General features: G+C 34.2%; 7 protein-coding genes. 4 read left to right on the top strand and 3 right to left on the bottom strand.

Annotated elements, in window-relative coordinates; genetic code table 11:
* Window positions 1-4: 4 nt before the first annotated feature.
* From B9O19_RS03145 to tsf, 3 genes are all read left to right on the top strand, one after another.
* Window positions 5-2,368, top strand: coding sequence for a M13-type metalloendopeptidase (locus tag B9O19_RS03145; RefSeq protein ID WP_154058604.1), 2,364 nt, complete (start codon window positions 5-7; stop codon window positions 2,366-2,368).
* 1,092 nt (window positions 2,369-3,460) lie between these two features.
* The gene (gene rpsB, locus B9O19_RS03140; RefSeq protein WP_102365052.1) at window positions 3,461-4,198 is read left to right on the top strand and encodes a 30S ribosomal protein S2; all 738 of its coding nucleotides are present in this window, start codon (window positions 3,461-3,463) and stop codon (window positions 4,196-4,198) included.
* 36 nt (window positions 4,199-4,234) lie between these two features.
* Window positions 4,235-5,146, top strand: coding sequence for a translation elongation factor Ts (gene tsf, locus B9O19_RS03135; protein ID WP_102365051.1), 912 nt, complete (start codon window positions 4,235-4,237; stop codon window positions 5,144-5,146).
* 182 nt (window positions 5,147-5,328) lie between these two features.
* Here tsf and B9O19_RS03130 read toward each other — a convergent pair whose 3' ends face one another.
* The 3 genes from B9O19_RS03130 to eno form a co-directional block, all read right to left on the bottom strand.
* Complete coding sequence (locus B9O19_RS03130) at window positions 5,329-7,677, bottom strand: leucine-rich repeat protein (RefSeq protein WP_102365050.1); 2,349 nt, start codon at window positions 7,675-7,677, stop codon at window positions 5,329-5,331.
* A 404-nt stretch (window positions 7,678-8,081) separates the two neighbouring features.
* The gene (locus B9O19_RS03125) at window positions 8,082-8,339 is read right to left on the bottom strand and encodes a DUF2325 domain-containing protein (protein WP_102365049.1); all 258 of its coding nucleotides are present in this window, start codon (window positions 8,337-8,339) and stop codon (window positions 8,082-8,084) included.
* Between the two features lie 69 nt (window positions 8,340-8,408).
* Window positions 8,409-9,710 carry a phosphopyruvate hydratase gene (gene eno, locus B9O19_RS03120; RefSeq protein ID WP_102365048.1) on the bottom strand — a complete coding sequence of 434 codons (1,302 nt, stop codon included), beginning with the start codon at window positions 9,708-9,710 and terminating at the stop codon, window positions 8,409-8,411.
* A 2,117-nt stretch (window positions 9,711-11,827) separates the two neighbouring features.
* Here eno and B9O19_RS03115 point away from each other — a divergent pair.
* Entirely contained in the window at window positions 11,828-12,046 is a 219-nt protein-coding gene (locus B9O19_RS03115; protein ID WP_102365047.1) for a DUF378 domain-containing protein, read from the top strand.
* Window positions 12,047-12,058 lie beyond the last annotated feature (12 nt).

Below are 12,058 nucleotides of genomic sequence, written 5' to 3'. Positions count from 1 at the left end.
GAAAATGAAGAAAAAACTGCTATCTTTAATGCTGGCTCTATCTATGCTTATAAGCACAATGCCGTTTATTGTCATTGCAGAAGAAGACGGCGCAGGTTATGCAACAAGAGGATATGTTGCCGATAAGCTTTTGTCTGTTTCGGATGATTATAATGCAGGAATAACCAGAGGAGACATTATAAAAGGATATGGCGACGGGGACACAAAAGACGACCAGTATATTACGCGTTCCGAGGCTGTTGTTATGGCCGACCGTGCTTTTGGAAAAATGCCTGAACCTGATAAGAACTTTAAACGTATCAGCGAAACTGATTTAACATTTTCTGATGTTCCTGACTGGGCTGAAGACGCTGTTAATAATTTGGCAAGCCGCGGGATACTGGTTGGAAAAGGTGATGGATTGCTCGGTTCTGAGGATTTTATAACCGAGGACGAGGTTACTTTGATTATCCGCAGGTTATATTATCTTTTTGGATCTAATCTAAAGGATGACTTTCAGGCTTATATCAACAAAGATTATTATAACACTGCAGAAATTTCTCAAGGCAATGTAGTAACTTCATCGTTTCATGAAGTTGACGAGAGAAATGATGAAATAATCTCAGATATTATTAACAATTATTTGTCAGAAGAACAGCCTGCCGGCAGCAATGGTGAGATAATAGCTGATTTTTATACCAGTGTTAAAAACTTAAACACCGGCGAGGGAACTGAACAGGATATTGAACCGCTAAAGCCGTATCTTGATGAAATTGATAAAATAGAATCGCTTGACGAGTTAGACGCTTTGTCAACAAAGATTGTAAAAGATTATTTAGTTACCACGTTTGCAGCTTTTGCGATTGTCGCTGATTTTAAAGATAACACAAAAAACATCCTTGCTTTTGGGACGTATTCGCCGAGCCGTACCAAAGCAGACTATGAAAATGAAGATATTATGAACAGCTATAAAGATTACTTGACAAATATCTTGGTTCTCGGCGGCGAAGACAACACTAAAGCTGCAGAAGATGTTGAGAAGTTTATCGCTTTTGAAAAGGATTTATCTCAATATGTAATGTCAAACCAAGAAGCTTCTAATATAGATAATATTTATAATCTTTATAGTTATTCAGAGCTGTGTGATTTGTTCCCTGCATTTGATTTTGATAAGCTTTTGGAAGCATTAGGTCTTCATCCGGAAGATAATGTTTTAGTCACAACTCCAAAGGTTATGGAAGCGTTTGCTTCATATGTTAATGACAAAAACATTGATTTATTGAAAACAATACTTAAAATTTCTGTTTTAAGTTTGGGTTCTCAGCTGGATAAACGTTTTATTGACGCAGCGAATGATTTTGAGTCGGATTATTTTGGAATGGACGTTACAAGTCCTGCTGAGGATATAGCTTTGACTACTACCAAAAATACTTTATCTTCATATTTGAGTGAAGAATATATAAAACGAAATTTTTCTGATGAGACTAAAAAAGATGTTGAAAATATGGTAAATGAGTTTATAGATATTTTCAGAAACAGGATTGCAAATCTAACCTGGATGGGTGAAGCCACAAAAGAGAAAGCAATAAGAAAAATTGACGCAATGTCTGTTAACGTTGGTTATCCTGAATCATTTGAGGATTATATTGACGATATAACGGTTTATTCTCCAAATGAAAAATACGCATATTTTAATACTATGAACAGTATAAGAAAATCCGCGTATGCTGATATAGCTGAAAGCCAGGGAAAGCCTGCAGAAAAAGCCGATTATTGGAGCGTAGTTCCGGTATACACCGTAAATGCCGGATATATGCAAACTGATAACTCTATTAACTTCCCGGCCGGAATACTTCAGGAGCCGTTTTATTATTCTGATGGAAAGCCTGAGGAAAATTTGGGGTCTATCGGTACAGTAATAGCGCATGAGATTACACATGCTTTTGATAATAACGGCGCAAAATTTGATGAGTTTGGAAACGCTGCAAATTGGTGGACTGAAGAGGATTTAGCTGTGTTTGAACAGCTTTGCCAGGATGTTGTTAACTATTATAACGGATTTGAATCCGCTCCCGGAATCCAAACAGACGGCGAACTTACAATAAGCGAGAACGTAGCTGATATTGGAGGAATGGCATGTGCGCTTGACGCCATGAAAAAACTCGAAAATCCTGATTATAAACTGTTTTTTGAAAGTAATGCTAAGCTTTGGAAGATAACAGGTCAGCGCCAGTATTTAGAGAGTCTGAGCACAATAGATGTTCATTCTTTTGGAATTGTCAGAGCGAATAGGCTTGCTGCATTATTTGATGAGTTTTACGAAGCTTTTGACATAACTGAAGAAGATGGAATGTACGTTGCTCCTGAGAACAGAGTATCAATTTGGTAAAATAGCAAGTTATTTAAATCCGCCTACAATTGTGTAGGCGGATTTTTATATTTTCTTATTATAATAAGAAAATATTACATAGTATATTGTTGAAAAAGATTATTGCAAAATTTTTAGTTTTATATTTATTATTATAATAAAAAAGTTATTCACAGCCCTCCGATGCTTGCAAAACCATATTTCATATAATAATTTATTTTAGAAATATTATTCTGTATACAGAGTGTTTTTAGTGAACATCGGGAGGTGTGACTGTGACCCCACCTAAATGGTGGGTGTGAGCCCAAATATCTCTTTATTCCTTAAACCTTCAATGTCAATAATATGACTTAGTTGTGATGTTTCCCACCTCTGGTGGGTGTGATACAAAAGTGACTTTTTTTGTCATAGCCTTAAACGTCAATAAATTACTTAGTTGTGATGTATTGCGCATTTATGCGCCGCTTCAGGTGAGCTGTCATCTTACGCGGAGCGTAAATATACATAGAACAGTTTGTCATAATCCGTTTTATAATAAACTGTTCCACGACTGCGCGCCTTACGCGACGTACTTCGTACGTCCTACCGAAGCTTACAAAACCACACTTTTTATAATTTATTTAGAAATATTTTTTATATGTTGTTTTAATGATTATTTGAATGTGTGCACCTATCTTACAGGTGTAGACAAAGTCCTGCTGAAGCTAGCAAAAGAACATTTTTTATATTCATTTTTATATTAAATAACATTAACATTTCTGTGCAATGATTTCGGCCTTTTTTATAGTTTTATAGAAACAATAAAGATGATACTTGTTTAATGAGCTGCCGGAAAAATTATCAATTATCATATATCTAATGAGGTGTTTACTGGTTTTTATAAATGTCCTATTTGATATTGCAATTTACATATATAATTTTTTGAAAAAATATAGAAAAAAGTCTTGCATTTACAATTTGGTTATGATATACTATTTCGGTGTTTGGGCTAAGTTTGTCCAAATTATATAAAATACACACGCTTTGTGATTTCATTTGATGTGCCGGTATTCCCATTCCGGTTCTTATGAAAGCTGAGCAAGGCGGAGGTATAACTTTATGGAGGTGTAAAATATGGGAGTAGTACAAATGAAGCAGTTATTGGAAGCAGGTGTTCATTTCGGACATCAAACTCGCCGTTGGAACCCTAAAATGGCCGAGTACATTTTCACTGAGAGAAATGGTATTTATATCATTGATCTTCAGAAGACAGTTAAGATGATTGAGGAAGCATATTACTTTACCCGTGATGTTGCTGCCGAGGGCGGAAGTGTTCTTTTTGTTGGAACAAAGAAGCAGGCTCAGGAAGCAATCAAAGAGGAAGCTGAGAGAACAGGCATGTACTATGTAAATGCAAGATGGCTCGGCGGTATGCTCACAAACTTTAAGACTATTAAAAAGAGAATCAGCAGATTGTTCCAGCTTGACAAGATGGCTGAGGACGGAACTATGGAACTTCTTCCTAAGAAGGAAGTTATCAAGTTGAATCTTGAGAAAGAAAGACTTGAAAAGTTCCTCGGCGGTATCAAAAACATGCAGAACTTACCGTCAGCTATGTTTGTTGTTGACCCAAGAAAAGAAAAGAATGCTATAGCTGAAGCTCACAAGCTTGGTATCCCGGTAATCGCTATCGTTGATACTAACTGTGACCCTGAAGAAGCTGATTATCCTATCCCCGGCAATGACGATGCTATCCGTGCCGTTAAGCTTATTGTTTCTACAATCGGAAACGCTATCCTTGAAGGCAAGCAGGGCGAGCAGATGGAGGAAACTCAGAACGAAGAGGTTACTCTAGACGTTCTTGACGAATAATATAATAAGAAGTTTTTTACGAAAGGAAGAATAAAAATGGCATTTACAGCACAAGATGTAAAAACATTAAGAGAGATGACAGGCTGCGGAATGATGGACTGCAAGAAAGCTCTTACTGAAACAGACGGCGATCAGGAAAAGGCTATTGAATATTTAAGAGAAAAAGGTCTTTCAAAAGCTGCCAAAAAGGCAGGCAGAATCGCTGCAGAAGGTATGGTTGGTTCGTTTGTTTATGGAGACACAGGCGTTGTTGTTGAGGTTAACTCTGAAACTGACTTTGTTGCAAAGAATGCTGATTTCCAGAAGTTTGTTGAAGATATAGCTAAGACAATTGCTAATAATGCTCCTGCTGATGTTGAAGAGCTTAAGACTTTGACAATTGACGGCGGAAGCCAGACAGTTGGCGACGCTTTGACCGAGAAGATTGCTACTATCGGCGAGAATATGAATATTCGCCGTTTTGAGACATATAAGGGTATCAACCAGTCATATGTTCATGCCGGCGGAAGAATCGGCGTTCTTGTTAATTTTGAAGTATCAGACGCTTCAAAGGCTGAAACACCTGAGTTTGTTGAGATGGCTAAGAATGTGGCTATGCAGATAGCTGCTGCCGCTCCTGAATATCTAACAGAGGAAACTGTTCCGACTGAGGTAGTAGAGAAGGAAGCAGAAATCTTGAAACAGCAGGCTCTGAACGAGGGTAAGCCGGAAGCAATTGTTGACAAGATGGTTGCAGGCCGTATAAAGAAATATTACAAGGAAGTTTGTCTTGTAGACCAGGCATATGTTAAGGACCCCGACATGAGTGTTCAGAAGTATGTTGACGGTGTTGCAAATACTCTTGGAACAGAAATTAAGATTGCAAAATTCGCTCGTTTTGAAAAGGGTGAAGGAATGGAAAAGAAGCAGGATAACTTCGCTGAAGAAGTTGCTTCAATGATGAAATAATTTAATTGATTAGATATTAAAATTAACTCAACATTAATTTTACGCGCTGTGATAATCACAGCGCGTTTTATATTAATTTTTTATATATGTTTTGTGAAGCGAGTATATTTATAATATAGTCTCAGACAACATTTTATAAAATAATCTGACCTCGAATACAGAAAGTTTCGAGGTCAGAAATACTATTCAATTGTCACAGTTTGACTTTCCTCGTCCCAAGTGATTTTTGCGTCCAAGTTTTCAACAAGAAATCTCAATGGAACAAATGTGCGGTCTTTATATAGGTATGGCGGTGAATCAAGTGTTTGAGCTTTATTGTTGACATATGCAATATTAGAGCCGAGTTTTAATTTTATGTTATTGTTATTAGAGTGAATTGTAACAGTCTCATCCAATTCGCTCCAATCAGTTTTAGCGCCGATAAAATCTGCAACAGGCCGTGCAGGTAACATGGTTCTGTTGTTTACTATCTGCGGCGCTGCGCCTAGATAAACATCTATATTTCCAACCTTTGCTGTATCATTGTCAATTGTTAATATCATTTTTCTTTCAATATTCTTTAAAGCAGCAAAATGGTCATACATATTTCCGATTCTGTCACAGTTCAAAAAAATTGTGCTTGATACTGACTCAATACTCTCGGGAAGCTCAATGTCTGATAGACTGGCACATTTTGTAAATGCCTCATTCCCTATGTATTTTAATCCCTCACTTAGGTTAACATTTTTTAAGTAAGTACAGTTTTTTAAAGTTTTAGTTTTTATTGATTCTACGCCTTTTGGAATTGTAATTTCGGTAAGATAATAACAATTTATAAATGCCGCGCTGCCTATTTCCTTTAATGCGTTATTTAGGTTAACCTTTTTCAATGATGTACAATTTTTAAATATTTCGCTGCCTATTGATGTTACGTTTTCCGGAATAGTAACTTCAGTAAGGGAATAACAATTTTGAAACGCCGAATATCCTATGGTTTCTAATGCTTTATTAAAATTAATTTTTTTTAGATAAGTGCAATCTTTAAATGCTTCATTGTATATTGATTTTACGTTTTCTGGAATAGTAATTTCGGTAATAGAACAGCAGTTTTGAAACGTTTTTCCATAAATATATTCTATGGTATCGGGCAAGATTATAGATTCAAGGCTTACACAATTTTTGAAAGCACTTTGTCCAATATTTTTTATGCTGTTTGGTATTGACACTTTTTTAAGAGAATAACATTCATTAAAAACATCGTTTGTGATTTCTGTTAAACTATTAGGTAATTGAATTGACTTCAAACTCCTGCAGCCTTGAAATGCAGATTCGCCAATTGTATTGATACTGTTAAACATTTTTACGTTTTCAAGTGCTGTACAGCCTGTAAAAGTCTCTTTACATATTTCATTTACGTTATTTGGTAATTCAATATATTTTAAAGAGGTACAAGATTCGAAAGCACTATCTTTTATTGATATTACGCTGTCCGGCAATAATACGCTTTCTAGAGCTGAACAATTTTTAAAAGCGGCACCGCCTACCTCAGTAACGCCGTCTGGTATAACAATGTCTTTTAAACTGCGGCATGATAAAAAAACATAATAATCAATCTTCGGCAAGTATTTTGGCATATCTATATGTTTAAGAGAAACACAGTTAGAAAATGCATATACATTGATTTCAGTTACGCTATCCGGTATCTTTATATTTTCAAGAGCCGTACAATTTTTAAATGAGTTTTTTCCGATTTTGGTTATAGCATTAGGAATTTCTATGTTTTTAAAAGCGCAGCCTTCAAATGCTTCTGAAATACTGGTTACAGTCTTTGGAATTATAAAATCAGTCAGTGAAGTGCATCCGCTGAATGTGCCATTTATTTCAGTTATACCTTCCGGTAGAGAAGCGGAAATTAGACCGGTACAGCCGGAAAATGTAAAATCTCCAAGAAAGGTTACAGTATCCGGAACAGTGACAGATGTGAGTCCCGCACAGTCTGAGAATGCAGAAATACCAATAGAAGTTACAGAGAGGGGTATATCTATGTTTGATAAAGATGAGCAGCCGGAAAAACAATTATCACGTATCTCTGTTATTCCGTTTGGAATATTTATTGAAGTAAGTCTTGAACAGTTTGAAAAAGCACTATAACCAATATTTTGTAATTCAGACGGCAAATTTATTTCAGAAAGATAATTACAGTTATTAAATACATAGCCGCCGATTGTTTGAATTGTGTCAGGAAGAGATACACTTTTTACAGATGAGTTTTCAAATGATTGATAGTCTAGTTTTATTACACCATCAGAAATAATCACACTGTTGAGTTTGCGGGTGTTTGCGAAGGCTCTCGTGCCTACAGTAGTAACAGGTAAACCGTCAATCATGGATGGGATAATTATGTTTGTGGAATTTTCACTGCAGCCGGTAATTGTAATACCATCCCAGGATTTTATATATGTCAGTTCTTCATAAGTATCAGCACTGACAGGGAAATAAAATATAACAGATAGAGATAAAATTGTTAATAATATCAATATATATTTTTTCATAATAATCACCTTTATGTAATATTTATATATATTATATAATAATATTTACTTAATGTCAAATAAGTGAATAAATTATTTCAATATTGCAAAAATGTAATTTTAAAAAATAGTATATAAGTTTAATATCAAGAAAGCTGAAAAGTAATTATTGTTTTTATGTATTACGTAATTGGATTTATTTTTAAGTTCTGCGGTTTAAGAAATGATTTAAAAATTTGAATATATTGGGTTATGACCTTTAACTATGTAATATTAGTTTAAAATTTTAATAGATTAAATAAAAAATACATTGAAGTTAAAAAGTAAATTGATTTTTTGCAAAATGAAAGAATTTATTGCCTTTGGTTAGCTATAACTAACCAAAGGCCGAAAAAATAAAATTATGCGCAGTATTCCTGAAGAATTTATTTCAGAGTTGTTACACTGGCGCAGTGTGACTTTATTACAGGAATATTATGTTTTGCAGATCTTTGATTAACAGTGTTAATCATTTTATGCGAACAAGTATTGATAAATACTACCATTATAGCATGTTTGCCGAGTTTATTTTCGAAGTAGGGCGGCATCTGCGTAAAAACTTTAGCCTTATATTTGTATGATTTGAAAATATCTTTGTATCTGGTTGCTATACGGTCGTTTCCTCCAGTTAATACAATACTCATACCTTTTATCCTTTTTGTTATTTACTGAATGTTTTATATGTATTGCCCGTACTAGGCGGGCAGATAATTTTACTTATTTTTTATATTAAACGCTGAAAGTCCCGGATATACGGCAGAATCACCGAGTTCCTCCTCAATACGAATCAGCTGGTTATATTTTGCGACTCTTTCAGAACGGCTGGGCGCGCCAGTTTTGATTTGGCATGTGTTAAGGGCAACCGCCAAATCTGCAATTGTTGTGTCTTCTGTCTCGCCTGACCTATGTGATGAAATAGCAGTGTATCCGGATTTGTGGGCCATTTTTATTGCTTCCAGAGTTTCTGATACAGAACCTATTTGGTTGAGCTTAATAAGAATTGAGTTTCCACATGCAAGGTCGATTCCTTTTTTCAGACGTTCGGTGTTGGTAACAAAAAGGTCGTCTCCTACTAACTGAACCTTGTTCCCGAGTTCTTGCGTCAGCTTCTGCCAGCCTTCCCAATCTTCCTCGTCAAGAGCGTCTTCAATTGAAATAATAGGATATTTTTCCACAAGTTTTTTCCAGTGTGCTATTAATTCTTCAGAAGTAAATTTTGTTCCTGCTTTCGGAAGAATATATTCTCCGGGTTTTGAACCTTTCCATTCGCTTGTAGCCGCGTCCATCGCAATCATGAAATCTTTTTCAGGTTCATAACCGGCAGCTTTAACTGCTTCGAGAATATACTGAATAGCTTCCTCATCGCTGGCAAGGTCAGGAGCAAATCCACCCTCATCACCCACTGATGTGGTTAGGCCTTTTGATTTGAGCAATGATGCAAGGGCATGAAATACTTCAGCACACCAGCGCAGGGCTTCTTTAAAACTTTTTGCTCCTACAGGCATTATCATAAATTCCTGAACATCAACAGTATTAGCGGCATGTGCTCCGCCGTTTAAAATATTCATCATCGGTACAGGCAGAATATTGCCGGAAATTCCGCCCCAAAATTTGTAAAGAGGTATATCAAGTGAAATTGACGCCGCTCTGGATGCTGCTATTGATACGGCTAGGATTGCGTTAGCACCGAGTTTTGATTTGTCTTTTGTGCCGTCTGCGGCTATCATGGCTTTGTCTATTGCGTAAATATCTGAAGCGTCCATTCCTGATATGGTTTCATTTATTATCGTATTAATGTTTTCAACAGCTTTTGTAACGCCTTTGCCAAGGTACCTGTCTTTATCGTCATCACGAAGTTCTAACGCTTCAAACTCGCCGGTAGACGCGCCGCTTGGCGCTGTTCCACGGCCGATAGTGCCGTCGGCAAGATGAACCTCAGCTTCAACAGTAGGATTGCCGCGTGAGTCAAGGATTTCTCTCCCTATAACTTTTTCAATCTGTAAATATTCTTTCATTCTTTTTGCTCCTTTCAGGATATTATATATTTGTGTTATATTTATTTTTGCTGATTAGCAAAGGCTAAATGGCCTGATTATGTCATGAGTAATATATTTGTTAAAATTTTAAACACATACTGTATATGGTTGGAGTATTTTATTATTTATTATATCTGCTATGTTGGATTGCATTATGGTTTGGATGATGCTGACGCTGAGGGGGCTTTTGATACATTTAAAATATTTTAATTTCTTTTAATATTTAATATTGCCATATTTATCTTATTTTATAAATTTACTTTCTGATATGAGAAAATAATATTGTTTTATTTAAAATTATAAATAGCAAGTGATGTTATTGATGACGTTAATATATATATTTAAAGGTCTAAATTGAATTAATTATTTAATATAAATAAAATTTGTGACTGCGCGCCTAACGCGGCAGATTACATCTGCCCTGCCGAAGCTTGCAGAAAATATTTTTTATACGAGTATATATATATAACCATCTGTAATTTAGGAACTAATTAGAATTAATTATTTAATATAAATAAAATTTGTGACCGCGCGCCTAACGAGGCAGATTACATCTGCCCTGCCGAAGCTTGCAGAAAATATTTTTTATACGAGTATATATATATAACCATCTGTAATTTAGGAACTAATTAGAATTAATTATTTAATATAAATAAAATTTGTGACCGCGCGCCTAACGAGGCAGATTACATCTGCCCTGCCGAAGCTTGCAGAAAATATTTTTTATACGAGTATATATATTTGTAAAAATAAAACCATCTGTAATTTAGGAATTAATTGAATTAATTATTTAATATAAATAAAATTTGCTACTGCGCGCCTAACGAGGCAGATTACATCTGCCCTGCCGTTGCTTGCTAATACATTTTTTTATATGAGTGTATAATATAAGCAAAAATAAAATCACTTGTATTTTAGGCTCTAATTGAATTAATTATTTATATAAATAAAGTTTGTGACTGCGCGCCTAACGAGGCAGATTACATCTGCCCTGCCGAAGCTTGCAAATATCATTTTCAAAGAGTATATTATACTTATAATAATTAAACAAATTGCAATAACGAAAAAGACTTGTAATAATAAAAATGCTTATGATGCTAAAAGTATTTGTGATAATTATAATATTTAAATAATTATAATAAGATATAAAATTTAAATAATTTTATATTCATATTTACTATCTATATCAAAAAATGTTTATCATTCAATTATTTATTAATAATAAGGAAATATAATATTATTTCTTTGAAGTATCTAAACGATTATATAATAAATGATTTATGCAAGCAACGGAAGGGCAGATGAAATCTGCCGCGTAAGGTGCGCAGTCGCAAACTTTATTTATATAAATAATTAATTCTAATTAATTTCTATATTACAGATGGTTTTATTTTTACAAAAATATATACTCGTATAAAAAATATTTTCTGCAAGCTTCGGCAGGGCAAATGTAATCTACCTCGTTAGGCGCGCAGTCACAAATTTTATTTATATTAAATAATTAATTCTAATTAGTTCCTAAATTACAAATGGTATTATTTTTACAAATATATACTCGTATAAAAAATATTTTCTGCAAGCTTCGGCAGGGCAGATGTAATCTGACTCATTAGGTGCGCAGTCACAAATTTTATTTATATAAATAATTAATTCAATTAGAACCTAAAATACAAGTGATTTTATTTTTACTTATATTATACACTCATATAAAAAAATGTATTAGCAAGCAACGGAAGAGCAGATGAAATCTGCCGCGTAAGGTGCGCAGTCGCAAATTTTATTTATATAAATAATTAATTCAATTAGAGCTTAAAATAAAAAATATAATAAACAAAAATTTTAACGATTATATTTATAACAGTTTTATAATAAAATATTTTTGATTGGAAATAATATAATAGTTCTTGCAGATTTAAAATTTTTAACTTTTGGCTTATTATTTTAATCGTTTTAGATAATAATATAATAATCAGTTATAAAAAAGTGTTTGATAAACAAAGTTGTTGTAATAATGTAACTGTTTTTAGAATAATATAAGTTTATAAGGAAATAATATCAAAAGAATTTATAATTAAATAATTTATGGAGGACATAGTATGGATATTATTGCATTGATTTTAGTCATTGTTGGAGGATTAAACTGGGGACTTGTCGGTATTTTTCAGTTTGATTTGGTAGCGTTTTTGTTTGGCGGTTCGGCCAGCATCATCAGCAGGATAATTTATACGCTTGTGGGTCTCGGCGCATTGTGGAGTATAACATTTTTCTTCCGTGATGAAATCTTGTCAAGATTCAAAGCTAAAAAGCTGGATTAATATAATAAGTTA

This window comes from Monoglobus pectinilyticus (assembly GCF_002874775.1).
Classification (GTDB): domain Bacteria; phylum Bacillota; class Clostridia; order Monoglobales; family Monoglobaceae; genus Monoglobus; species Monoglobus pectinilyticus.
Note: the sequence above shows the minus strand (reverse complement) of the source record. Positions and strands in the feature narration are given on the sequence as shown.

What these genes read in the sequence shown, in the direction of transcription:
- eno (WP_102365048.1), bottom strand. Translation starts at nt 9,710, where the DNA reads ATGAAAGAATATTTACAGATTGAAAAAGTTATAGGGAGAGAAATCCTT.
- B9O19_RS03115 (WP_102365047.1), top strand. Translation starts at nt 11,828, where the DNA reads ATGGATATTATTGCATTGATTTTAGTCATTGTTGGAGGATTAAACTGG.
- rpsB (WP_102365052.1), top strand. Translation starts at nt 3,461, where the DNA reads ATGGGAGTAGTACAAATGAAGCAGTTATTGGAAGCAGGTGTTCATTTC.
- B9O19_RS03125 (WP_102365049.1), bottom strand. Translation starts at nt 8,339, where the DNA reads ATGAGTATTGTATTAACTGGAGGAAACGACCGTATAGCAACCAGATAC.
- tsf (WP_102365051.1), top strand. Translation starts at nt 4,235, where the DNA reads ATGGCATTTACAGCACAAGATGTAAAAACATTAAGAGAGATGACAGGC.
- B9O19_RS03130 (WP_102365050.1), bottom strand. Translation starts at nt 7,677, where the DNA reads ATGAAAAAATATATATTGATATTATTAACAATTTTATCTCTATCTGTT.
- B9O19_RS03145 (WP_154058604.1), top strand. Translation starts at nt 5, where the DNA reads ATGAAGAAAAAACTGCTATCTTTAATGCTGGCTCTATCTATGCTTATA.